Origin of the sequence: Streptomyces bikiniensis, assembly GCF_000716625.1 — a bacterium.
Classification (GTDB): Bacteria; Actinomycetota; Actinomycetes; order Streptomycetales; family Streptomycetaceae; genus Streptomyces; species Streptomyces bikiniensis.
In genome coordinates, this window is record NZ_JNXJ01000029.1 from 14,505 (window position 1) to 37,841 (window position 23,337).

A 23,337-nucleotide genomic window follows, 5' to 3' on the forward strand; every position below is an offset into this window, starting at 1 on the left:
CGCAGGCTCACACCGCGGATTCCGGGGCCGTCGCGGGTGCCGTGATCGCCCAGCGCTCGTGGTCGCGCCAGGCGCCGTCGATGAACAGCATCGCGGGCGAGAACCCCTCCAGGCGGAAGCCGGCGCGGCGGACGAGGGCGCGGGAGGCGGCGTTGCCGGGCTGGATGTTCGCCTCCAGGCGGTGCAGGTCGAGGGACCCGAAGGCGTGGTCCAGGACCAGGCCCAGGGCTTCGGTGAGCAGACCGCGCCCGGCGGCGTGCGCGAAGGCGCCGTAGCCGAGGGCCCCGCTGCGGAAGGCACCGCGGACGATGTTGTTGATGGTGACGAACCCGGCGATCCGGCCGTCCCGCGCGCGCTCGCACACCAGGAACCCGGCGCGCGCCGGGTCACCGAGGAGCGTCCCGGCGTAGGCGGCGTACGCCTCGGGCGTGCACGGCGGGAACAGCCACGGCCGGTGCAGCTCCCGGCTCTCGCGGGCACGGGCGGTGAACTCGCCGGCGTCGTCCCGCGAGAAGGGCCGCAGACCCACGCGGGGGCCGACGGCGAGGTACGGGCCGGGATTCCCGGAGGACGGATCCGGGGCGGAGGGGTACGGACCCGGGGCATCGGACATGCGGCCAGGTTATGCGGACCGGCCGTACGGGGCGGACCGGGCGGCCTGCGGCGTCCCGCGGCCGGCGGCCGGTGCCGGTGCCGGCGGTCGGCGGTCGGCGGTCGGCGGTCGGCGATGGGCAGTCGGCGGTCGGCGATCTGCGGTCCGCGATCTGCGGTCGGCGATCTGTGGCTGGCGGTCGGCGGCCAGGGGGCGGCGGTCGGTAGCCGGTGGAACCGCCCGCCCGGCCACCGGCGAGGCCGGACCGGCGCGCCGTACGGTCGGGGCCCCCGGTCAGCGGCGGGCCGTGCGGACGCGGGGCGGGCAGGTCTCGCCCCGGCGGACGACCCCGATCATGACGGTGGTCCGCCGGTCGAGGTCCGCGCCCGCTTCCGGGTACTGGGTGCAGACCTGCCAGCGCGAGGGCCAGAGCACCCGCCGGTCCCGGCCGCTCACGTCGTGGACGTCGAGCCGGGTCCGGCGGTCCAGACGGGTGAAGACGCGCCACAGGCCCAGGCCCAGGAAGTCCGGCACCGTCCGTTCTCCCGGTCCGTCCGCGGCCCCGGAGGCTTCCTCCGCCGAGGTCGCGGCGACGGCCGCGAGCGCGAGGAGGGCGCCCGCGCCGACGGCGGCGGCCCGCCTCACTTCCGCCTCCCGCCGGGCCGGAACGTGCCCGCGCCCGCGTCCGCCGTCCGTTCCCTGTCCTGGGGACTCATCGTTCCGGGCCTCTCCTCGTCGTACTGTCCCTGCGTCGTACTGTCCCTGCCGTCCGTACCGGCCGCCGCCGTGGGACCAGAATGAGGGGCGCGGGGCCCTGCCATGGCGGTGGGGAGAGCCGTACGGGTGACTTGTCAGACAACGTGGCCCGGCTACCGTGGTTCCGGAGGCGGGACCGACAACGAGAAGAGGAGGGCCCGTGGCGGTCGGCGGACAGCGGCGGCGGCCGGTCGTGGCGCTCTACGAGCGGATCGCGGACGCCGTCCACGACGGCACCTACCCGCCGGGGTCCACGCTCCCCTCCGAGCCGAAGCTCGCCGCCGAGCTGGGCGTGAGCCGGCCCGCCCTGCGCGAGGCGCTGCTGCTGCTCCAGGAGGACGGCGTCCTCACCGTGCGGCGCGGGGTCGGCCGCACCGTGAACGACCGCCCGCCCCGGCGCGGGTTCGAGCAGGTCCAGCCGCTGGAGGAGCTGATCGGCGGGAGCGTACCGCTCCGCGTGCGGGCGCTCCTGCGGACGGCCGAGGAGCCGACCGACTTCACCGCCCAGCACCTGCTGGCCCCGGCCCGCGCCGAGCTGCGGTTCTGGGAGTCCGTGCTGTCCGGGGAGGGGACGGCGGCGGCCCTGAGCCACGAGTGGGCGGCGGCCGACGACCTCCTCGGCCGGGTGCACCCCGAGTTCGCGCGGGCCCTGCGGGAGGCGGACGCCGGCGGGCGTCCCGCCGCCTCCATGCTCTCGGTCCTGGTCGGGGCCTCGCGCGAGACGGCCCTGAGCGCGCACAGCGGCATCACGGCGACGCTGCTCGGGCGGCGGCGCGGGGACCAGCTGGGACGCCCGGCGGACACCCCGGCCGTCCTGGTCACCCAGGTCGTGCGAGTCGGCGAGGTCCCGGTCCTGGCCGCCAAGCACACGCTGCCGACGGGCGCGCCCGCCCTGCCGGTGCTGCACTCCCACTGAGCGGTCCCCGCGCTCCTCCCGGCCCCTGTCGGGGCCGTCACGGCGCGCCCCCTCCCCGTGGCGTACACTTCCCCGCCATGCACTTGTCTGACAACCTCACCGCGCCCACCGCCGCCCCCGTCTCCGACTGGATACGGCGGGCCCCCAAGGCCGTCCTCCACGACCACCTCGACGGCGGGCTGCGCCCCGCGACCATCGTCGAGCTGGCGCGCGAGTGCGGCTACACCGCGCTGCCGACCGAGGACCCGGCCGAGCTCGCGGTCTGGTTCCGGGACGCCGCCGACTCCGGTTCGCTGGAGCGGTACCTGGAGACCTTCGCCCACACCTGCGCGGTGATGCAGACCCGCGAGGCGCTCACGCGCGTCGCGGCCGAGTGCGCCGAGGACCTGGCGGCGGACGGCGTCGTCTACGCCGAGGTCCGCTACGCCCCCGAGCAGCACCTGGAGGGCGGTCTGACCCTCGACGAGGTCGTGGAGGCGGTCAACGACGGCTTCCGCGAGGGCGAGCGCCGCTCCGGCGGCCGCATCACCGTCCGCACCCTGCTCACCGGGATGCGCCACACGGACCGCTCCCTGGAGATCGCGCGGCTCACGGTCGCGCACCGGGACAACGGCGTGGCGGGCTTCGACATCGCGGGCGGCGAGATCGGCAACCCGCCGGCCCGCCACCTCCCCGCCTTCCAGCACCTGAAGCGCGAGAACTGCCACTTCACCATCCACGCCGGCGAGGCCGTCGGCGCGGAGTCGATCCACGAGGCCGTGCAGGTCTGCGGCACCGAGCGGATCGGCCACGGCGTACGGATCACGGACGACATAGCCGAGGACGGCACGCTCGGCCGGCTCGCCTCGTACGTCCGGGACAACCGGATCGCCCTGGAGGTCTGCCCGACCTCCAACCTCCAGACGGGCGCGGCGAAGGACTACGCGACGCACCCGATCGACGAACTGCGCCGCCTGGGCTTCCGGATCACGCTCAACACGGACAACCGGCTGGTCTCCGGCACCACCATGAGCGAGGAGTTCCAGCACATGGCGGACGCCTTCGGCTACGGCCCGGAGGTCTTCGAGGAGTTCACGGTCGCCGCCCTGGAGGCCGCGTTCCTGCCGCTGCCGGAGCGCCGGCGCCTGATCGACGAGGTCGTGCGCCCGGGGTACGCGGCGCTCTGAGGCCGTCCGGAGCGGCGGGCCGGCGCGCCACGGCGCCGGCCCGCCCCGGAATCACTTCTTCTTGAAGTTGTGGTCCAGCAGCTTCTTGACGTCGGCCGTCCGGTTCGCCTCGGACGACGAGGCCAGCACGGTGCCGATGAGCGTCCTGCCGTTGCGGGTGGCCGCGAAGACGAGGCAGTACTTGGCCTGCGGGCCCGAGCCGGTCTTCACGCCGATCGTGCCGCTGTACTCGCTCAGGAGCCTGTTCGTGTTGGTCCACGACATGTACCGGTAGCCACCGGACTTCGTGGTCACCTTCTGCGTCGTGGTCTTCGTCCCGACGACGGTGCGGAACGTGGTGTTCTTCATCGCGCTGCTCGCGAGCTTCGTCAGATCGCGCGGGGTCGAGTAGTTCTGCCCGTTGCTTATGCCGTCGAACGAGTCGAAGTGGGTGTTCTTCATACCGAGGTTCTTGGCCTCGGCGTTCATCTTGCCGATGAACGACTTGACCCGGGCCGCCCGCGTGGAGCCGGTGCCGAACTTGTCGGCGAGGGCGTAGGCGGCGTCGCAGCCCGACGGCAGCATGAGGCCGTAGAGGAGCTGGCGGACGGTCACCTTGTCGCCGACGATGAGCCGGGCCGACGAGGCGTTCTTGGCGACGATGTAGTCGCTGTAGGCCTTGTCGACCGTGACCTTGGCGTCGAGGTTGAGGCCCTTCTGGGCGAGCACCACCTTCGCGGTCATGATCTTCGTGGTGGAGCCGGTGGACCGGCGGGTGTCGGCGGCCTTCCCGTACACCGTCGTGCCCGTGCCGTCGTTCATGATGAAACCGCCCAGGGCGGTGACCGTCGGGTCGACGGGTGCGGCGTACGCCTGGCCGGCGAAGAGTCCGCCGGCCAGCACGGCCGAGGCCGTGAGCGTGACGGTCACGGCGCTGCGCACCCCGAGTGTGGGAGTCTTCAAAGTCTTCTGCCCTTGGATCGATGCCTTCCGGCGCCCGTGCGGGCCCGGCGCACGGAAGACGAGCGAAGGAACTCCGGGGATGTACGGCGGGGGCCGTGAAGTTCCTCGCATTCCGGGCCGCCCCGCCCCGGTCGCGAGCGGGGGCGGCCCGGAGCCCGCGGGTCCGCCCGGGGTCAGGCGTGGCAGCGCAGCATCGTCAGCGGCGGGTTGGCGTCGTGGTCGGCCCAGAACTCCTTCCCGTACTCGCGCACGCCGGCCTCCGAGATCTCCAGGGGCACCCAGGTGATCCCGTGGAACCCGGCCGCCCGCAGGCTCTTCTCCAGGACCTCGCGGCCGGGCGGGTTCGCCTCGAACGAGATCGGCGGGTCGAGGAGGGCGGTGAGCCGCTCGCGCGGCCCGATCTCGGTCTCCTCGCCCAGCGATTCGCACAGGAAGCCGTACTTGGCCAGGGACGGCCCGTCGAAACGGAAGTCCGGGTTCTGCGTGAAGACGAAGAACCCGGCCCCGGCCGCGAGGCTGCGGTGGACGTTCCGGCACATCCGCTCGATGGTGGCGACGCTGTCGGCGTAGTTGAACAGCTGGACCGCGATCGCGAGGTCGAAGGGTTCGTCGAAGGCGCGCAGCTCCGCGACGTCGCCGACCTCGTACCGCGCGCCCAGCGGCTCGGCGTCCTCCAGGGCCCGGGCCGCGTCGACCATCGCGCCGGAGATGTCGACGCCGAGGACGTCGGACGCGCCGCGGCGCTTGAGCTCCCGGCTGTAGAAGCCGGTTCCGGAGGCCAGGTCGAGGACCGACCTGCCCTTCACGTCCCCGACGAGGGCGAGGAAACCGGGCACCTCGCCGTAGCGTGCGAGGGGGAGGCCCTTGAACCCCTCGAACGCCTCGCCGATCCCGTCGTACAGCTGACCGCCCATCGTGCCGTTCCCTTCTTCGTGGCGTCGGCCTTCGGGCAGGCCGCGGCCCCTGGCGGGAAGTCTCTCCCCGGCCGTCCGGAAGGCCGTACTGGCGGAAGCCACGAAGATGGCGAGGACGTTCCGTCGTCACGACGAACGTGGTTGCGACGCGGGCGACTTGAGGGAGGACCTCAGCCCACCCTCCCCCTTACCAGGGGCAGGGAGAGCGTTCCCGTCGATTCGGGGGCGCTGACGACGGTCACCGGCTTGACGCCACGGTTGCCGGAGTACGCCGTGTCGCTGGCGGCGATCACGAACTCCAGCCGGTGGCCGGTCTCGTAGCGGTGGACGATGCCGGGCAGTTCGACCGTGAACGGGCGGGTGGCGTCCGGGACGCGGACCGGGGCGACGAGCCGGTTGACCAGGGTCTTCGTGCCGTCGGGCGCCACGTCGTAGAGCTTGGCGAAGAGGACGAGCTTGTCGGCGGCGTTACCGGAGCCCTGGACCCGCTCGGTCGCCGGGGAGACGACCTTCAGGGTGGCCCTCGGGGCGCCGACCAGGTCGACGGGGGCGGTGAGCGGGGCACTGGTCCAGCCGAGGTACGTGCCGGGGGTGTCGTACGGCCGGGGGTCGGGCAGCCCGATCGTGCCGGCGAGCGAGGACTCCGAATGACTGGTCGGGATCAGCCAGTTGCTGTACGTGCGGGAGCCCCGGGCGACCTTCGCGCGGTCGTCCACGAGCTTGCCGTTCCCGGAGAGGTACAGCTCCTGGCTGAGGGCGGGGACCTCGTCGGCGGTGCCGTAGCCGCCCTCCCCCTCCCGGTACCAGGCGAAGGCGGGGCCGGTGTCCGCGGTCGCGTCCTTCCGCAGGTGCCGGTCGAACCAGGCGAGGATCCGCTGCCCGACGTAACTCCCCTCCGGGTTCGCGAGGTCGAGTTCGCCCGGCTTCCGCCCTCCGCTGTGGCCCCAGGACTGCCAGATCATGCGGGTGTCGACGCCCCGCTCGCGGAGCCGGTCGTAGGTGTCCCGCGCCTCGTTGAGGTTGAACAGGGTGTCGGCCTGGCCCTGGACGATCAGGGTGGGCGCGGTCACCCGGTCGAGGTAGGAGACAGGGGAGACGCCGCGGGCGTAGGCGAGCATCTTCGCGGTCGCGGCCCCGGGCAGGCGGCCGGAGTTGAGGAGCCGTACGGTCTCGCAGGCGTCGGTGGTGAAGTGCAGGCAGCCGAGCGCGTTGATCCGGCTGGGGTCCAGCGAGGGGACGAGCAGTGGCTGCCCCTCGCCCATGAGGTAGAAGCCGTTCGCCCACTGCCACTTGAAGACGCCGGGGGTGGCGCGGTCGGCGGCGTTGGGGGCGAGCGAGTACGCCAGGTCGTTCCAGGTGATGAGCGGGACGAGGGCGTCGAGGCGCCGGTCGACGGAGGCGGTGGCGAGCTGTACGGCGCCGCCGTACGAGCCGCCGATCATGCCCACGCGCGGGTCGCCCGCGCCGTCCCGGGCGACGAAGTCGGTGCGGGTGCCGTCGTCGGCGGCCAGGGTGCCCGCGAGGAAGTCGACGAGCCGGGAGGCGGCCCGGCCGTCGGTCTCCGGGTCGTCCAGGGAGATCAGGCAGCCGGACTTCCCGAAGCCGAGGCCCGAGTAGACGAGGCCGACGTAGCCGCGCTCGGCGAAGGCCCGGCCGATGGCGTCGGTGGAGCCGTCGTCCTTGCTCCCGCCGAAGCCGTTGGTGGCGAGGACGGCGGGCGCGGGGTGGTCGGCGTCCACGCCGGCCGGCCGGTAGAGGTCGGCGTCGACCGCGCAACTCCGCCCGCCCGCCCGGACGGTGAACTTCAGCGGGGTGACGGTGTACGCGGCGGCCTCCCCGGCTCCGGTGGGTGCGGGTGCGGTGGGCGCGGCGCCGGCCGGTGCCGCGAGGGCGAGGGGCGCGGCCAGCGCGGCCGCACCGGTCGCGAGGGCGAGGAGCTTGCGGGACCTGGGCACGGCACGGGACACAGGGACCTCCACGCTGAGGACGACACCGGGCGGCCCACGACGACCTACCGACTGGTCAGTACCAGGGCAGCGCGCCCATGCTGTGGCACGCGTCACAGCCTCGTCAACGCGCGCGTCACAGGTTGTTGACGGAGATTCGGTGAAGACGGGTGGCCCGCGAAGGCGGGCGGTTCGTGGAGGCGGGCGGCCCGCGAAGACGGGCGGTTCGTGGAGGCGGCTGGTCCGCGAAGACGGGCGGTTCGTGGAGGCGGCTGGTCCGCGAAAGGGCCGTGGGCCTCAGCGCAGGGCCGGTACGTCGAGGGTGAGCGTCCCCGCGTCCGCGTCGAGCACCGCCGGTATGCCGAACGGCACGGTGAGCGCGGTCGCGCCGTGCCCGAAGCCCAGCTCCTCCACGACCGGCACCCCGAGGCCGCCGAGCCGGTCGGCGAGCACCGCCCGCACCTCCTCGTACGGTCCGCACTCCTCCCAGGAGCCGAGCCCGACGCCCGCGACCCCGTCGAGCCGGCCGGAGCGGAGGAGCTGGGTGAGGATCCGGTCGAGGCGGTACGCCTCCTCCCCCACGTCCTCCAGGAGCAGCAGTCCGCCGCGCGCCGAGGGCCGGGCGTACGGAGTGCCGAGGTCGGCGGCGAGGAGGCTGACGCAGCCGCCGAGGGTCACGCCCCGGGCGCGGCCCGGCACGAGGGCCCGTGCCGTCTCCAAGCCCAGGGTCCGTACCGACTCGGGCTCGAACAGGGTGGCCCGCAGGGACTCCTGTGTACGCGGGTCCGACAGGAAGGTGCCCGCGGCGGTCATCGGCCCGTGCAGGGTGGCGAAGCCCGCGCGGACGGCGAAGGCCTCGTGCAGGGCGGTGACGTCGCTGTAGCCGACGAAGGCCTTGGGTCCGGCCGCCCGGACCGCCGCCCAGTCGACGAGGTCCACCATGCGCTGGGCTCCGTATCCGCCGCGCGCGCAGATCACGGCGGAGACCGAGGGGTCGCACCAGGCCTCGGTCAGGTCCCGGGCCCGCCCCCGGTCCGCGCCCGCGAGGTAGCCGAGGGCGGGGTGCACGTCCAGGACGTGCGGGGCGACCACCGGCTCCAGGTCCCAGCCGCGCAGCACGTCGAGCCCCGCCCGCAGCCGCTCCTCGGGGACGGGCCCGCTGGGGGCGACGACGGCCACCCGGGCCCCGGGCCGGAGCCGGGCGGGCCGCTCCAGGGCTTTGACGGCAAGCGGCTCCCGTGTCTCGCGGCCGGTCACGTGCGGTACTCCAGGTCCGGGACGTCCGTGCGGTCGAGGCCGAACACCTTGACGTACAGGGACAGTTCCGCCTCTAGGGCGCGGGTCAGGGCCTCGGCCCCGCGGAAGCCGTGGCCCTCGCCCTCGAAGGCGAGGTAGGCGTGCGGGACGCCCCGGCCGGCCGCGCGGGCGAGCAGGCGCTCGGCCTGGGCGGGCGGGCAGATGACGTCGTCGAGGCCCTGGAGCAGCAGGAAGGGGGCCGTGATCCGGTCGACGTGCTCGACGGGCGCGCGCTCCTTGTAGCGGTCGGGGAACCGGTCGACGGGGCCGATCAGCCCGTCGAGGTACCGGGATTCGAAGTCGTGGGTCTCGCCGGTGGCCCAGCCCCGGGGGTCGAGGACCGGGTAGACGATCGTGCCGCAGGCGTACACGTCGGTGCCGACGAGGGAGGCGGCGGCCGTCCAGCCGCCCGCGCTGCCGCCGCAGACGGCGAGCCGTGCCGGATCGGCCGTGCCCTCGGCGGCGAGCGCCGTCGCGACGGCCGCGCAGTCCTCCACGTCCACCACGCCCCACCGCTCGCGCAGCCGCTCCCGGTACTCCCGGCCGTAGCCGGTGGAGCCGCCGTAGTTCACCTCGGCGACGCCGATGCCCCGCGAGGTGAAGTAGGCGGTCTCCAGGTCGAGGACGAGCGGGGCGTGCCCGGTGGGTCCGCCGTGGACCCGGATCACGTACGGGGGCAGCTCCCCGGCGGGTCCGGTGAAGGCGGGGTGGCGGGGCGGGTACACCTGGGCGTGGACCTCCCGGCCGCCGGGCCCGGTGAAGGTGCGGAGGCGGGGCTCGGGGTAGTACGCGGGGTCGACGGCGTCGGTGTGCGCGGCGCCGACCACACGGGCGCGGCCGGTGCGGGTGTCCAGCTCGACCAGTTCGTGGGAGCCGTACGGTCCGGCGGCGACGCCGGTCACCCGGGTGCCGTGGACGGCGAGGGCCGGGGCCCACTCGGTCCAGGGGCCGACGGCGTCGACGAGGTCGCCGCGCTCGGGGTCGAGGACGCCCAGGGCGGTGGTGCCGACGCCGTGGACGACGGCGACGAGCCCGCTGTCCAGGGGTGCGAACCAGCCGTGTCCGATCTTCCAGAGCGGGCCGCCGAACTCCTCGGGGCGGGGGCAGAGCGCGACCGGTTCGGACAGGGCGCCGTCAGCGCCGACCGCGGCCCGGTAGAGGTTCCACCAGCCGGTGCGGTCGCTGACGAGGAGCAGTCGGCCCGCCGCGTCCCAGTCGGCCTGCGGGATCGACTCGGCCGGTCCGCCGGCGACGGTCCTGGCGTCCCGGAAGGTGCCGTCGGAGGCGACCTCGGCGAGCAGGACCTCGGTGCCGTCCCACGGCATCCGGGGGTGGTCCCAGCCGATCCAGACGGCCCGGGTCCCGTCCGGGGAGAGCCGGGGGCCGGTGACGAACCGGTGCCGTTCGGCGGTGAGTTCGCGCACGGCGGTGCGGTCTCCTGCGGCCGAGCCGTCGAGCGGCACGGCGGCGGGGACCCGGCGCACGTCGGTCGGCGCGGGCCCGGTGAACTCCTCCAGGACGCACCACACCTCGCCCCGGTCCGGGTGGACCACCGGGTCGGCCCAGCGCAGTCCGCCGCCGACGGCGGAGACGGGGGTGAGCGGCCGGGGCTCCGCTCCGGGGCCCGCGTCGGGCTCGTACGCGTACAGCCGCTGGTCGGGGAAGTGGCAGAACACCACGAGCGGTCCGCCCTCCGGCCGGTCGGCCGCCGCCCAGGGCCGTCCGCCGTACTCGACGACTCTGCTGCGGACGTTCCACGGGGCGGGCAGCGCGGTCTCCTCCGTGCCGTCGGCGCGCCGCCGCACCAGGGCCCGGCGGCCTCCCTCGGCGGGCCGTGGCGCGGTCCACCACAGCTCGTCGCCGACGGTGCCCGGGTATTCGGGCCGTCCGTCGTGCGCGGCGGCGAGCGCCGCGTCGACGGGCGAGGGCCAGCTGCCGTAGGCGGCCGTCTCCATGCTCTCCGCTCCCCCTGCTGTCACAGGTCCGTTCCCCCTCGTGTCCCGGGTTTCCCCGTACGTCCCGCGTGCCCTACGCGGACTTCAGGTAGTGGTCGAGCACCCGGACGCCGAAGTGGAGGGCGTCCACGGGGACCCGCTCGTCGACGCCGTGGAAGAGCGCGGCGTAGTCGAGGCCCGGGGGCAGCTTCAGCGGCGAGAAGCCGTAGCCGGTGATGCCGAGCCGGGAGAACTGCTTGGCGTCGGTGCCGCCGGACATGGTGAACGGCACGACGCGCCCGTCCGGGTCGAAGCGCTCGACGGCGGCCCGCAGCCTGGCGAAGGTCGGGGAGTCGACGGGGGCCTCCAGGGGCACCTCGCGGTGGTGGAACTCCCACTCCACGTCCGGCCCGGTGAGCCGGTCCATCGTCTCGGCGAACTCCTCCTCGGCGCCCGGCAGCATCCGCCCGTCCACGTACGCGACGGCGGTGCCCGGGATGACGTTGACCTTGTAACCGGCCTCCATCATGGTCGGGTTGGCGCTGTTGCGGACGGTGGGCGCGACGAGGGCGGCGGCGGGGCCGAGCTTGTCGAGGAGGAGGTCCGTGTCGAAGTCGGGGGCGTGGGTGTCGATCTCGATCCCGTACAGCGCGGCCAGTTCGGTGAGGGCGGCGCGGACGGTGGTGGTGAGCCGGACCGGCCAGGTGTGGGCGCCGATCCGGGCGACGGCGGCGGCGAGGCGGGTGACGGCGTTGGCCGTGTTCACCTTGGAGCCGTGGCCGGCGCGGCCGTGGGCGGTGAGCTTGAGCCAGGCGGTGCCCCGCTCCCCCGCCGCGATCGGGTAGAGGGTGGTGCCGGGCTCCGGGTGGAAGCTGAACGCCCCGGACTCGCTGATGCCCTCCGTACAGCCCTCGAAGAGTCCCGCGTGCCGGTCGGCGAGGAAGCCGGAGCCGTCGGCGGCGCTGTCCTCCTCGTCGGCGGTGTAGGCGAGGACGACGTCCCGGCGCGGCCGGACGCCCTGGCGGGCCCAGGAGCGGACGACGGCCAGGACCATCGCGTCCATGTTCTTCATGTCGACGGCGCCGCGCCCCCACACGAGGCCGTCGCGGACCTCGCCGGAGAAGGGGTGGACGCTCCACTCGGCGGGGTCGGCGGGCACCACGTCCAGGTGGCCGTGGATCAGGAGCGCGGGGGCCGCGGGGTCGGTGCCGGGGATGCGCGCCACGACGTTGGTGCGGCCGGTGGTCCGCTCCAGGAGGGCGGGCTCGATCCCGGCGGCGGCGAGCCGCTCGGCGACGTACTCGGCGGCGGGGCGCTCGCGGCAGTCGCCGCCGCCCCGGTTGGTGGTGTCGATGCGGATGAGCTCGGAGGTGAAGGTGACCACCTCGTCGAGCGCCGTCGCGTCCGGTTCCCGGACCTCCTCAGCCATACTGCTCCTCCACCGCGGCGGAGACGATGGTCGTGACCGCCTTGAACGTACGGATTGCCTCGTACATGGTGCCGCTCGTGTACGCGACGCGCCGCTCCCCGCTGCGCGCCACGCCGGGAACCACCGTGGCGGCGGCGCCCAGGTGCTCGGCGTCGAACTCGACCTCCACGGTGAAGGGGCCGCCCCGGACCGGTTCGTACCGCACGGCGAGCGCGGCGCCGGCCTTCGCCGCGGCCCGGATGTCGGCGGCGGTCCTGGCCGGGGGCCGGCACACCGCCGCGTACCGCGAGACGTGGTCCTTGACGGCGACCTTGGGGGCCTCGGGGGCGTAGCCGAGGGCGTCCTCGCAGGTCAGGTCGTCGCCGGTGACGAGGACGACGGGGACGCCGTACTCCGCGACCACATGGGCGTTGAGCAGGCCCTCGCTCGCCCGCTCGCCGTTGAGCCAGACGCCGGTGACGGAGTTGGCGAGGTAGGTGTGGGCGAGGACCCCCTCCGCGCCCGCGCCCGTGTGGTAGCCGATGAAGGCGACGCCGTCGACGTCGCCGTGCTGAACGCCCTCGACCATGGAGAGGGACTTGTGCCGGCCGGTGAGCATCTCGGCCCGCTCGTCCAGTCCCTCCAGGAGCAGGTTCCGCATGGTCCAGTGCGCCTCGTTGATCAGGACCTCGTCGGCGCCGCCGTCGAAGAACCCGAGCACCGCCGCGTTCACGTCGGACGTGAACATCGCGCGGCACCGCTCCCACTGCGGCGTGCCGGGCAGCACGTCGGCGGGCCAGGTCACGCCGGTCGCGCCCTCCATGTCGGCGCTGATGAGGATCTTCATGCCTGGCACCGTACGCGCCGCCCGGCAGCCGTACCACCCCTGTGGAAAACCACCGTTGGAGTGGACCAATGGCACGGACCGGGCGGCTGCAGGGGCAGCCCGGCGGGTTCCGGTCGACTCCTGGACGCCGTACCGCTGAAACGGGTGAAACTTCACCAAGGGGTGTGTATAGGCTGTCGGCCGCAGTTCCCGTACCCGACCCTCGGAGAGCCCCGGTGACCATCGCCCTCACCCCGTCCGACACCACGCCCGCCGAGGCCGGACCCGCCGTCCCCGAGCCCGCCGTCCCCGGACCTGCCGAGGAGGCTCACGGGCCCGCCGAGGAGTCCGCCGGACCCGTCATGGCGGAGGAGCCCGAGTTCTGGGAGCCCTCGGCGCCGGAGTCCCGGGACGAGCCGGACGTCGAGGGCCGGGGGGAGGACCCGGAGGAGGGCCCGGACCCCGGAGAGGTGGACCCCGTCGTCGTCCGTGACGCCCACGACTTCGGCGTCTACGCCCGTACCGGCGGGTGGGCCTTCGCCCTCAAGGTGGCGCGGAGCGTCCGGCCCGGCGGCCAGGCCGCCGAGGGCGACGCCCGGCGGAAGGTCTCCGCGAAGGCGTTCGCGGAGCTCGCCGGGTGCTCGCCCGAGCGGGTCATGCGCCACTACAGGGCCTGGGACATGGCGGCCGACGACGGTCTGGTCCCGCAGTTCGAGGTGCTGGTCCCCGGCGAGGACGTCGAGCTGCCCGACGCGGACGTCTGGATCTCGTACTACTCCTCCCGCAACAGCGCGGGCTCGGTGCGCGGCCAGGCGATCAGCGCGGTGGCCGAGGCCGAGGGCATCCGGCCGACGAAGGCCCTGGAGGTCGCGGAGAACCCCACCGCGCTGCGGGCGGCGATCCTCGCCGACCCCGGGACGGCGGAGGCGGCGCGCGGCGCGCTGCTCGACCGGATGAAGGAGGACCCGGCCCTCCAGACGGAGATGGCCCGCGCGTTCGTGCGCACCGACGACCTGAAGAAGGCGGTGGCGAGCGAGTCGAAGGCGGCCGACCGCATCGGGTACGTGCGGCAGATCGTGGAGAAGGGACAGATCAGGACACCTGCCGGACAGACCGTGGAGGCGCCGCCCGAGCTGCGGGCGGAGGCCGAGCGGCACCTGTCGCTCCTCGACGAGCTGGACGACTCGGAGGAGGCCGGCGAGTGGGCCGGCGAGGCGTACGACGCGGTCAGGGGCCTGGTCGCCAAGGCCGTCGAGGAGGACCCGGCGCTGCGGGTCCAGGAGCGGCGGACGAAGTTCTACAGCAGCCTGCAGAAGGCGACGAAGGTCTTCGAGGAGCTGACCCTGGACGAGGTCCTGGAGGAGGAGGTCTTCGAGGACGACATGCTCCAGCGGCTCGAAGCCCTCCAGGAGGCGATCGGCTCCTGCATCAGCGCGCTGCGCAGGGCGTCGACCGCCTCCTGATCCGCTCGCGGGAGTCCGCGGGAGGGAGTACCTCCGCCTCCTGATCCGCTCGCGGGAGTCCGCGGGAGGAATCGCCTCGCCTCCTGATCCCCTCGCGAAGGCCTCCGGAGGCCTCAGTCCTGGTGGCCGAGCTGGAGGTCGCGTTCGGTGCGGCCTCCGCCGGCCACCTGGAGGACGGTGGCGACGGGCGGGTAGCCGGCGGCGATGACCGTGTACTCGCCGGAGGACAGGTCGATGAAGCGGAAGGTGCCGTCGGTCCCGGTGGTGAGGGTGTCGACCACGTTCCCGGCCGCGTCGAGCAGGGTGACCCGGGCGTCCTCCACCGGGCGCCCGCCGCCCGCCCTTACCGTCCCGCGCAGCACGGCGCCGCCGGCCAGTTCGATGTCCTGGCGGGTCTCGCGGGAGGCCTGGACGCTGACCGGGAGCGCGGCGGGCCGGAAGGCGGGGGCGCTGGCGGCGAGCGTGTACTCGCCCGCGACCAGTTCGGTGATGACGTACCCGCCCTCGCGTCCGCTGCGGGTGGAGGCGACGACCTCGCCGCGCACGTCGGTGAGGGTGACGGCCGCGTCCCGCACGGGCGTGCCGTCGGCGGTGACGACGCTGCCCGCGAGCCGTCCGGCGCCGCCGAGGACGACGTCGAGCTCCACCGGGCGGTCCCCGACGGTGACGGAGACGGCCTGCGGCTGGTGTCCGCCGGCCGCCGCGATCAGGACGTACGCCCCGCCGCCGGGGACGCTCAGCGCGTACCGGCCGTCCTCGCCGCTCGCACCGCGGCCGATCTGGCGTCCCTGGACGTCGATGAGGGTGAGGGCGGCCCGGGGGACGCGGCTGCCGTCGTGGTGCTGGACGGTGCCGCAGACCGGGAGCCCCGAGTGCGGCGGAGCGGCGGGTTCGGGGGCCGCGTGCCGGGCGTGCGGGACCGCGCGGGTGCCGTGGTCGGTGGCCTCGGTGGTGGGGGTGGGGTGGGACACCAGCGGTTTCTCCTTGAGGAAGAAGGCGAGGACGAGGCCGAGCACGAGGACCGGCACGAGGTAGAGGAAGATGCGCGGCATCGCGTCCGCGTACGCCTGCACGTACGCGTCGCGCAGGGCGGGCGGCAGGGTGCGCACCGTCTGCGGGGTGATCGACTCGGCCGGCGGGAGCGCGGCGGAGCCGCCCTGGGCCAGGACGCCGGCGAGGCGGTCGCCGAGGGCGTCGTCGAACCGGGAGGCGAAGAGGGTGCCGAAGACCGCGGCGCCGACGCTGCCGCCGATCTGGCGGAAGTAGGTGTGGGCGCTGGTGGCGGTGCCGAGGTCGGCGGGGCGCACGGAGTTCTGCACGGCGAGCACGAGCACCGGCATGACCAGGCCGATGCCGGTGCCGAGGACGGCCTGCCAGAGGCTGTGCTGGAGACGCGGGGTGTCGGCGTCCATGTGGGAGAGCAGCCACATGCCGAGGACGGAGAGGGCTCCGCCGGCCACCGGATAGGCCTTGTAGCGGCCGGTGCGGCTGATGAGCCGGCCCGAGACGACGGAGGCGACGACGATGCCGCCCATCAGGGGCAGCATCAGCAGGCCGGACTCGGTGGCGGTGGCGCCCTCGACCATCTGGAGGAAGCTGGGCAGGTAGCTGGCGGCACCGAAGAGCGCGATGCCGACGACGGCGCCGACGAGGGCGGTGACGGTGAAGACGGAGTCGCGGAAGAGCCGGAGCGGGATGAGGGGTTCGGGCGCGAAGTGCTCGACGACCAGGAAGAGCAGGGTGGTTCCGGCGGCGCCGCAGGCGAGGGCGAGGATCACCCGGGAGTCCCAGGCGTACTCGGTGCCGCCCCAGCTGGTGAGCAGGACCAGGCAGGTGGAGGCGGCGGCGAGGAGCAGGGCTCCGAGGACGTCGAAGCGGGCGCGTGCGGCGGGCTTGGGGAGCTTGAGGACGGTGGCGACGACGGCGAGGGTGACGAGCCCGAAGGGCACGTTGAAGTAGAAGCACCAGCGCCAGGAGACGTGGTCGGTGAAGAAGCCGCCGAGCAGCGGTCCGGCGACGGAGGCGAGGCCGAAGGCGGCGCCGATCGTGCCCATGTACCGGCCGCGTTCCCGGGGCGGGACGATGTCGGCGATGATCGCCTGGACGCCGATCATGAGGCCGCCGGCGCCGATGCCCTGGATCGCGCGGAAGGCGATGAGCTGGTCCATCGTCCGGGACCAGCCGGCGAGGCCGGAGCCGACGACGAAGACGACGATGGCGAAGAGGAAGACGCCCTTGCGGCCGAGGAGGTCGCCGAGCTTGCCGTAGACCGGCAGGCCGATGGTGGAGGTCAGCAGGTAGGCGGTGATCGCCCAGGACATCCGGTCCAGGCCCTGGAGTTCGCCGACGATCTTCGGCAGGGCGGTGGCGACGATCATCTGCTCCAGGGCGGCGAGGAGCAGGGCGAGCATGAGGCCGAAGAAGACGAGCCGGACGCGGCGGGGGTCGAGGGCGTCCGGTCCGGGACCGGCTGCCGGCGTGGTCCCGGCGGGCGGGGCGGCCGGTGCCGTGCCCCCGCTGTCCCCCGTACCCCCGACACCGTCGACGCCCGCGGCGTCTGCGGCGTCCGCGGCGTTCTTGGTGTTCTTCACCACGGTGACCGCACCCACGTGTCTGCTCCCCTCGTCACGGCGTCTGCGCCAGGCCATTCTTCGCATTGGGCGCGAAGGGGGAGCAAGTCGGGCGGTACGGGAGGTCGGTGGGGCCCGGGGCGGTGAACGGCCCCGGAGGGCGGCGCACTTGGGGCGCTCATCAGCGCGTTTACGAGAGGACCCGCGCCCCCTGCGCGCGCGGGCGCGGTCACGGGAGGCGCGGGCGATCCACTCGAATCGGTGAACGCTCCGGGCGTCGCCCCTCGGGCCCCGGGTCCTACTTCCCGGCCCCGGCCTCGACCTCGGCCGCGAGCCTGGCGAGGACGAGGTCGTGGATCCGGGCGAGCCCCTTGGGCGCGAAGGTCTTCTCGAAGAAGCCGCCGATGCCCCCGGCGCCGTTCCAGACGGTGGTGACGACCGCGCGGGACCTGCCCTCGCCGGCCGGGGTGACGGTCCAGGTGGTGACCATGGAGGAGTTGCGGTCCTTCTCGACGAGCTGCCCGTCGGTGGGCTCGCTCACCTCCAGGAGGCAGTCGCGGACGCGCTTGCTGGTGGCCTGGAGCTTCCAGTGGACGAGGGTGCCCTCGCCGTCGCCGCCCTCGCGCACCTCGTACTCGCTGAAGTGCTCGGGGAGCAGCTTCGCGCGCGTGCCGCTGTAGTCGGCGAGGGCGTCGAACACCGTCTCGGCGTCCGCGGCGATGATCCGTTCCGTCGTGGCCTCGACCTGCGCCATTGACTTCCTCCAGCTCGTGGTTGCTCGGGGGGTGCGGGCCAAGCGAACCACGTGCGCCCCGGCGCGCGAAATCCGGGTTGCGGCGATCAAGGGAACAAGTGTTCTATTCTGAGCGAACGGCCGGATCCGAGCGATCGAGGAGGCGTCCATGCGCTGGGACAACCTGGGCGAAAACCCCGCGAATCCCTCGACCCCCGCCGACCTCTCCCTGTTCGGTGCGGACGCGGTCGCCACCCGGACCTTCGACACCCCCGAGTTCCGGGGCGTCACCTTCCACGAGGTGCGGGCCCGCTCGGTCCTGAACCGGGTGCCCGGCGCCTCCCGGATGCCGTTCGAATGGACGGTCAACCCCTATCGGGGTTGCACCCACGCGTGCGTGTACTGCTTCGCCCGCAAGTCCCACGCCTACCTCGACCTCGACACCGGTCTCGGTTTCGACTCCCAGATCGTCGTCAAGGTCAACGCCCCCGAACTGCTCGCCCGCCAGCTCGCCTCCGCCCGCTGGCAGGGCGCGCACATCGCCGTGGGCACCAACGTCGACTGCTACCAGCGGGCGGAGGGACGGTACGGCCTGATGCCGGGCATCCTCACCGCCCTGCGGGACCGCGCCAACCCCTTCTCGATCCTCACCAAGGGCACCCTGATCCTGCGCGACCTGGAACTGCTCACCCAGGCGGCCCGGGTCACCGAGGTCGGCGTCTCCGTCTCCGTCGGCTTCACCGACCGCGAGCTGTGGCGCACGGTCGAACCCGGCGCCCCCTCCCCGCAGAGCCGCCTCGACACCGTTCGCGCGCTCGTCCGGAACGGCATCGAGTGCGGGGTCCTGATGGCCCCCGTGGTGCCCTTCCTGAGCGACCGGCCGGAGCAGCTGCGCGCGACGGTCCGCGCGGTGGCCGAGGCCGGGGCGAGCTCGGTCACCCCGCTCGTGCTGCACCTGCGGCCGGGCGCCCGCGAGTGGTTCGCGGAGTGGCTGGGGCGCCACCACCCGGGCCTGGTGCGGCGGTACGAGCGGATGTACGCGGACGGGGCCTACGCGCCGACCTGGTACCAGCGCCGGATCACCCGTCAGGTGCACGAGTTCGCGACCGAGTTCGGCATCGGTCCGGCGGGGCGGGGCGGGACGCGCCGGACCGCCGCACCGGAGGAGCCGGAAGAGCCGGAGGAGCCGGACGCGGCGGCCGCTCCGGAGCAGCTCACCTTCCTCTGAGCCCGCCGGAGCCCTCGCGGCCCCGACGGCCGGGCGGATCATCGGACCGGCCCGTCTGACACGCCGTCCGATCCCCTCCTTTCGGGTCAACTCCGGGCGGAACGGGTCCCGCCGGGCCCCGTTCGAGGCACAAAGGCCCTATGACCCCACGCGCAGGAATGCTGATCGCCGCTGGAGCGCTGGTGGCCGGGACGGTCACCGCGCTGCCCGCCGTCCCCGCGGACGCCGCCGACCCGGCCCCCCGCCCGCTCCCCCGGCTCGCCTGGACCGACTGCGCCACCAAGGCGTACCCGAAGCTCCAGTGCGCCTCCCTGGAGGTGCCACTGGACCACGACGACCCGGCCGGGCGGAAGATCACGCTCGCCCTGACCCGGGTCCCGCACACCGCGGAGTCCTTCCAGGGGCCGCTGCTCGTGAACCCGGGCGGGCCCGGCGGCAGCGGGCGCGGCATGGCGGGGTACGTGGCGGCCTCGCTGCCGCCGGAGGTGGCCGCCCAGTACGACGTGATCGGCTTCGACCCGCGCGGGGTCGGGAAGAGCGAGCCCGCGCTCGACTGCCGGCCCGGCCACTTCGCGCCGGTGCGCCCCGACTCGGTGCCGCGCGGCTCCCGGGCCGAGCGGGCGGGGACCGAGCGGGCGCGGGCCTTCGCGGAGGCCTGCGGCGAGAAGTACGGCGACGTGCTGCCGTACGTCGACACCGTGAGCGCGGCCAAGGACCTGGACGCGATCCGGTCCGCGCTCGGCGCGCCGAAGCTCAACTACCTCGGCTACTCGTACGGCACCTATCTGGGCGCCGTGTACGCGCGGCTCTTCCCGGACCGGGTGCGGCGCATGGCGCTCGACTCGGTCGTCGATCCGCACGGGGTCTGGTACGAGGGCAACCTCGGGCAGAACCTCGCCTTCGACGCGCGGCACAAGGACTTCACGGCGTGGGTGGCGCGGTACGACGCCACGTACCGGCTCGGCACCGACCCGGCGGCGGTCGAGGCCGCCTGGTACCGGATGCGCGACGCGGTGCGCGCGGAGCCGGCCGGCGGGAAGGTCGGGCCGGGCGAGCTGGAGGACACCTTCCTGCCCGGCGGGTACTACGACGGCTACTGGCCCAAGCTGGCGAGCGCCTTCTCCGCGTACGTCAACGAGGGGGACTCCGGGCCGCTGGTCGAGGCGTACGAGCGGTACGGGGAGGCCGACGCGGCCGCCGACAACGGCTACTCGGTCTACGCGAGCGTGCAGTGCCGGGACGCGGGTTGGCCGCGCGACTGGAACGTCTGGCGCAAGGACGGCTGGGAGACGCACGCCAAGGCGCCGTTCTCCAGCTGGAACAACATCTGGTACAACGCGCCGTGCGCGTTCTGGCCGGTGGAGTCCCTGACCCCGCCGGACGTCTCCAACGACCGGGTGCCGCCGGTCCTCGTCCTCCAGGCGACGGACGACGCGGCGACGCCGTACGAGGGTGCGGTCGCGCTGCACCGGCTGCTGCGCGGCTCCCGCCTGGTCGTGGAGGAGGGCGGCGGCAACCACGGCGTGACGCTGGCCGGGAACGACTGCCTCGACGACCACCTGGCCGCCTACCTGGCCACGGGCGAGGTCCCGCGCGGCGCGGACGGCGCCGAGGCGGACGCGGTCTGCGCCGCGCTCCCCGAGCCGGAGCCCGACCCCGTCGTCACGACCGGGTCGGCGCCCTCGGAGCGGAGCGGCACGCGCGCGGGCGCCGGGCGGACGGTGCCGGCCGGCACCGCCCTGCACGGCCTCCTCGGACACGTGCGCTGAACGGTCGTACGCGCTGAGGGCCGCCCCGTTCAGGGGCGGTCGGCCGCGCGCTCCCGGTCGAGCAGGCCCAGGGAGCGCGCGGCCGCCGGGCCGAGGCGGGGGTGCGGCAGGGCGGCCTCCAGGGCGGGGCGGGCGCGGGGGTCGCCGAGGGCGCCCAGGCCCTCGACGCAGGCGAGGCCGACCCGCCAGTGGGGGTCGGCGGCCGGGAGGCGCCGTTCGAGGACGGTGATGAGGGCCGGTACGGACTCGGGGGCGCGCAGTTCGGCGAGGAGCCGGACCGGCAGCAGCGCGTAGGCGGCCCGGAGTTCGTTGGTGGCGAGGGCCGCGGCGGCGCGGGCGGTGCGCGGGTCGCCGAGCCGGACCAGGGCGTGGGCGGCGGTGACGCAGCGCTCGGGGTCCCGGTGGTTGAGGAGGAGGACGAGGGCCTCGAAGGCGCGCGGGTCGCCCGCGACGCCGAGGGCGTAGGCGGCGATCTCGCGGACCCAGAGCGGCTGTCCGGGCGCGGTGAGGACGCGGTGCAGCTCCTCGGGGTCGGCGGGCAGTTCCCCGGGGTCGCCGGTCTCGGCGAGCCTGCCGAATGCCGCCGGGACTTCTCCGGTGCCATTCCCGATCTCGGCGCGCCCGATCTCGGAGCGCAATCGATCGATCATCGAGCAGAATTCCGGATCCTCGGCGTATTCCATGAATCCGAGCCTATCCGCGATCCAGATCACACTTTCTCGACTTCCCGGGACTGGCGCGCTCGTTACCCGCCGGTTAGTCTCAGGTGAGCGGGTCAACCCCCGCTTCTCACAACGGCCTGGTGACGCAGCCGTGGTGAGCGCACGTCGGTTCGGCAGTTTTCGACGCGGCTCCGGGACAGAGCCCGTCACCCCTTTCCCACCGGGCGCCGCCCCTTTCCGCGGGCTCCTTCCCGCGTGTTCTTCCGCGATTCTCCGCGCGCCCGGGCAATTCAGCGGCACCACCCGCACGCACTGCCCTCAGTCGTCACTCTTCCTCTCTGGAGTCCCCTGATGGACACCCCTCTCTCCACCGTCGCCGTCGTCGGTCTCGGCACCATGGGCGCGGGCATCGCCGACGTCCTCGCCCGGGCCGGCCGCGAGGTCATCGGCATCGACGTCAGTGACGCCGCCGCGGCCCGGGCCGTCGCCGCCCTGGAGGCCTCCACCGCCCGCGCCGTGGCGCGCGAGCGGATCACCGAGGAGGAGCGGCAGGACGTCCTGGCCCGCTTCCGCACCTTCTCCGACCTCCAGGCAGCCGCCGGGGCCGACCTCGTGATCGAGGTCGTGCCGGAGTCGTACGAGGCGAAGCAGGAGGTCTTCCGGGCCCTGGACGGCATCGTCCGGCCCGACGCGATCCTGGCCACCGGCACCAACGCACTCTCCGTCACCCGGCTCGCGGCCGACTCGGCGCACCCCGAGCGGGTCCTCGGCCTGCACTTCTTCACCCCGGTCCAGGCCATGAAGCTGGTCGAGGTGGTCTCCTCGGTGCTGACCGACCCGCGGGCCGTCGACGCCGTCACGCGGCTCGCCCAGGACCTCGGCAAGGAGCCGGTGGCGGTCGGGGACCGGGCCGGTTTCATCGCGGACGGGCTGCTCTTCGGCTACCTGAACCAGGCCGCCGCCATGTACGAGGCCAAGTACGCCTCCCGCGAGGACATCGACGCGGCGATGAAGCTGGGCTGCGGCCTGCCGATGGGCCCCCTCGCGCTGCTCGACCTGGTCGGCGTGGACACGGCCCGCACGGTCCTGGAGGCCATGTACGCCTCCTCGCACGACCGGCTGCACGCCCCGGCCCCGATCCTCAAGCAGCTCAGCGAGGCGGGTCTGACCGGCCGCAAGGCGGGCCGCGGCTTCTACACGTACGCGGCGCCGGGCTCCGACGAGGTGGTGCGCGACGCGCTGACCCCGCTGACCTCGGCGGAGAGCGGCTGCGGACGCGAGGTCCGCTCGGTCGGCGTGGCCGGCTCGGGCACCATGGCCTCGGGCATCGCGGAGGTCTTCGCCAAGGCCGGGTACGAGGTCGTGCTCGCGGCCCGCTCCCAGGAGAAGGCGGACACGGCCAAGGCCCGGATCGCCAAGTCCCTGGACCGCTCGGTGTCCAAGGGCCGGATGACGGCCGAGGCCCGTGACGCCGTGCTCGCCCTGATCACCCCGGCCGGCACGCTCGACGCCTTCGCCGACGTCGACCTGGCGGTCGAGGCGGTGGCGGAGGACCTGGAGATCAAGCAGGACCTGTTCGCGCGGCTCGACAAGATCTGCAAGCCGGGCGCGGTGCTCGCCACCACGACCTCCTCGCTGCCGGTCGTGGCCTGCGCCCGGGCCACCACGCGCCCGCAGGACGTCATCGGGATGCACTTCTTCAACCCGGCGCCCGCGATGAAGCTGGTGGAGATCGTCCGCACGGTCCTGACCGGCGACGACGTCCACGCCACCGTCCGCGAGGTCACCGCGAAGATCCGCAAGCACCCGGTGGACTGCGGCGACCGGGCCGGCTTCATCGTGAACGCGCTGCTCTTCCCGTACCTGAACAACGCGATCAAGATGGTCCAGGAGCACTACGCGACCCTGGACGACATCGACGCCGCCATGAAGCTGGGCGGCGGCTACCCGATGGGGCCGTTCGAACTGCTCGACGTGGTCGGCCTGGACGTCTCGCTCGCGATCGAGCAGGTCCTGCACCGCGAGTTCCGCGACCCCGGCCTCGCCCCGGCCCCGCTCCTGGAGCACCTGGTGGCGGCCGGCTGCCTGGGCCGCAAGACGGGTCGCGGCTTCCGCGAATATGCCCGACGCTGAGCCCCGCGCCTCCGGCTGGGGCGGGCTCCTGAGCCCCTCGGGCACCCCCGGTGCCCCGGGGGGCTCCCCGCCCCCACCTGGGC

The 23,337-nt window shown here is 74.1% G+C and carries 18 protein-coding genes; 6 read left to right on the forward strand and 12 right to left on the reverse strand.

Annotated elements, in window-relative coordinates; all coding sequences use genetic code 11:
• Positions 1-7: 7 nt before the first annotated feature.
• Entirely contained in the window at positions 8-613 is a 606-nt protein-coding gene (locus OO47_RS22015) for a GNAT family N-acetyltransferase (protein ID WP_051716210.1), read from the reverse strand.
• A gap of 273 nt (positions 614-886) precedes the next feature.
• Positions 887-1,237, reverse strand: a complete 351-nt coding sequence (locus OO47_RS22020) for a hypothetical protein (RefSeq protein ID WP_030218304.1) — start codon at positions 1,235-1,237, stop codon at positions 887-889.
• Positions 1,238-1,508: 271 nt separating this feature from the next.
• Between OO47_RS22020 and OO47_RS22025 the strand changes: the two genes are divergently transcribed.
• Positions 1,509-2,264 (forward strand): GntR family transcriptional regulator, encoded by a 756-nt coding sequence (locus OO47_RS22025; RefSeq protein ID WP_030218306.1) that lies wholly within the window; start codon positions 1,509-1,511, stop codon positions 2,262-2,264.
• A gap of 77 nt (positions 2,265-2,341) precedes the next feature.
• Complete coding sequence (locus tag OO47_RS22030; RefSeq protein ID WP_030218308.1) at positions 2,342-3,430, forward strand: adenosine deaminase; 1,089 nt, start codon at positions 2,342-2,344, stop codon at positions 3,428-3,430.
• A gap of 51 nt (positions 3,431-3,481) precedes the next feature.
• Here the strand turns inward: OO47_RS22030 and OO47_RS22035 are convergent, their stop codons facing one another.
• The 7 genes from OO47_RS22035 to OO47_RS22065 form a co-directional block, all read right to left on the reverse strand.
• Positions 3,482-4,351 (reverse strand): D-alanyl-D-alanine carboxypeptidase family protein, encoded by an 870-nt coding sequence (locus OO47_RS22035; protein ID WP_030218311.1) that lies wholly within the window; start codon positions 4,349-4,351, stop codon positions 3,482-3,484.
• 194 nt (positions 4,352-4,545) lie between these two features.
• On the reverse strand, positions 4,546-5,286 hold the full coding sequence (locus tag OO47_RS22040; protein WP_030218314.1) for a class I SAM-dependent methyltransferase: 741 nt from the start codon (positions 5,284-5,286) through the stop codon (positions 4,546-4,548).
• A gap of 170 nt (positions 5,287-5,456) precedes the next feature.
• Entirely contained in the window at positions 5,457-7,253 is a 1,797-nt protein-coding gene (locus OO47_RS22045; RefSeq protein ID WP_030218318.1) for a CocE/NonD family hydrolase, read from the reverse strand.
• Between the two features lie 276 nt (positions 7,254-7,529).
• Entirely contained in the window at positions 7,530-8,489 is a 960-nt protein-coding gene (locus OO47_RS22050) for a S66 peptidase family protein (RefSeq protein ID WP_030218319.1), read from the reverse strand.
• Positions 8,486-10,483, reverse strand: coding sequence for an LpqB family beta-propeller domain-containing protein (locus OO47_RS22055; protein ID WP_030218322.1), 1,998 nt, complete (start codon positions 10,481-10,483; stop codon positions 8,486-8,488). The genes OO47_RS22050 and OO47_RS22055 overlap by 4 nt, the downstream gene beginning before the upstream one ends.
• A gap of 73 nt (positions 10,484-10,556) precedes the next feature.
• Complete coding sequence (locus tag OO47_RS22060; RefSeq protein WP_030218325.1) at positions 10,557-11,891, reverse strand: M20/M25/M40 family metallo-hydrolase; 1,335 nt, start codon at positions 11,889-11,891, stop codon at positions 10,557-10,559.
• A complete protein-coding gene (locus OO47_RS22065; protein WP_030218332.1) occupies positions 11,884-12,717 on the reverse strand; it encodes a M55 family metallopeptidase in 834 nt (277 codons plus the stop codon). The genes OO47_RS22060 and OO47_RS22065 overlap by 8 nt, the downstream gene beginning before the upstream one ends.
• A 215-nt stretch (positions 12,718-12,932) precedes the next feature.
• Between OO47_RS22065 and OO47_RS22070 the strand changes: the two genes are divergently transcribed.
• A complete protein-coding gene (locus tag OO47_RS22070; RefSeq protein ID WP_030218338.1) occupies positions 12,933-14,159 on the forward strand; it encodes a hypothetical protein in 1,227 nt (408 codons plus the stop codon).
• Between the two features lie 113 nt (positions 14,160-14,272).
• Here the strand turns inward: OO47_RS22070 and OO47_RS22075 are convergent, their stop codons facing one another.
• Together OO47_RS22075 and OO47_RS22080 are read right to left on the reverse strand one after the other, a co-directional pair.
• Positions 14,273-16,807: an MFS transporter gene (locus OO47_RS22075; protein ID WP_407696337.1), complete on the reverse strand. Its 2,535-nt coding sequence runs from the start codon at positions 16,805-16,807 to the stop codon at positions 14,273-14,275.
• A 220-nt stretch (positions 16,808-17,027) separates the two neighbouring features.
• Positions 17,028-17,483 carry an SRPBCC family protein gene (locus OO47_RS22080; RefSeq protein WP_030218343.1) on the reverse strand — a complete coding sequence of 152 codons (456 nt, stop codon included), beginning with the start codon at positions 17,481-17,483 and terminating at the stop codon, positions 17,028-17,030.
• Positions 17,484-17,631: 148 nt separating this feature from the next.
• Between OO47_RS22080 and OO47_RS22085 the strand changes: the two genes are divergently transcribed.
• Both OO47_RS22085 and OO47_RS22090 read left to right on the forward strand, forming a co-directional pair.
• Positions 17,632-18,690, forward strand: a complete 1,059-nt coding sequence (locus OO47_RS22085; RefSeq protein WP_030218344.1) for an Rv2578c family radical SAM protein — start codon at positions 17,632-17,634, stop codon at positions 18,688-18,690.
• 140 nt (positions 18,691-18,830) lie between these two features.
• Complete coding sequence (locus OO47_RS22090) at positions 18,831-20,459, forward strand: alpha/beta hydrolase (protein WP_033209948.1); 1,629 nt, start codon at positions 18,831-18,833, stop codon at positions 20,457-20,459.
• 29 nt (positions 20,460-20,488) lie between these two features.
• On the opposite strand, the gene OO47_RS22095 is transcribed toward OO47_RS22090, so the two are convergent.
• Positions 20,489-21,142, reverse strand: coding sequence for a HEAT repeat domain-containing protein (locus OO47_RS22095; RefSeq protein WP_030218347.1), 654 nt, complete (start codon positions 21,140-21,142; stop codon positions 20,489-20,491).
• A 330-nt stretch (positions 21,143-21,472) separates the two neighbouring features.
• On the opposite strand from OO47_RS22095, the gene OO47_RS22100 reads away from it, so the two are divergent.
• Positions 21,473-23,254, forward strand: a complete 1,782-nt coding sequence (locus OO47_RS22100) for a 3-hydroxyacyl-CoA dehydrogenase family protein (RefSeq protein WP_030218348.1) — start codon at positions 21,473-21,475, stop codon at positions 23,252-23,254.
• The last annotated feature ends 83 nt before the right edge of the window (positions 23,255-23,337 follow it).

Bases quoted from the DNA above. Each gene is read 5' to 3' on its own strand.
- OO47_RS22015 (WP_051716210.1), bottom strand. From the start codon at position 613: ATGTCCGATGCCCCGGGTCCGTACCCCTCCGCCCCGGATCCGTCCTCC.
- OO47_RS22030 (WP_030218308.1), top strand. From the start codon at position 2,342: ATGCACTTGTCTGACAACCTCACCGCGCCCACCGCCGCCCCCGTCTCC.
- OO47_RS22040 (WP_030218314.1), bottom strand. From the start codon at position 5,286: ATGGGCGGTCAGCTGTACGACGGGATCGGCGAGGCGTTCGAGGGGTTC.
- OO47_RS22055 (WP_030218322.1), bottom strand. From the start codon at position 10,483: ATGGAGACGGCCGCCTACGGCAGCTGGCCCTCGCCCGTCGACGCGGCG.
- OO47_RS22060 (WP_030218325.1), bottom strand. From the start codon at position 11,891: ATGGCTGAGGAGGTCCGGGAACCGGACGCGACGGCGCTCGACGAGGTG.
- OO47_RS22065 (WP_030218332.1), bottom strand. From the start codon at position 12,717: ATGAAGATCCTCATCAGCGCCGACATGGAGGGCGCGACCGGCGTGACC.
- OO47_RS22075 (WP_407696337.1), bottom strand. From the start codon at position 16,807: ATGGCCTGGCGCAGACGCCGTGACGAGGGGAGCAGACACGTGGGTGCG.
- OO47_RS22080 (WP_030218343.1), bottom strand. From the start codon at position 17,483: ATGGCGCAGGTCGAGGCCACGACGGAACGGATCATCGCCGCGGACGCC.
- OO47_RS22085 (WP_030218344.1), top strand. From the start codon at position 17,632: ATGCGCTGGGACAACCTGGGCGAAAACCCCGCGAATCCCTCGACCCCC.
- OO47_RS22090 (WP_033209948.1), top strand. From the start codon at position 18,831: ATGACCCCACGCGCAGGAATGCTGATCGCCGCTGGAGCGCTGGTGGCC.
- OO47_RS22095 (WP_030218347.1), bottom strand. From the start codon at position 21,142: ATGGAATACGCCGAGGATCCGGAATTCTGCTCGATGATCGATCGATTG.
- OO47_RS22100 (WP_030218348.1), top strand. From the start codon at position 21,473: ATGGACACCCCTCTCTCCACCGTCGCCGTCGTCGGTCTCGGCACCATG.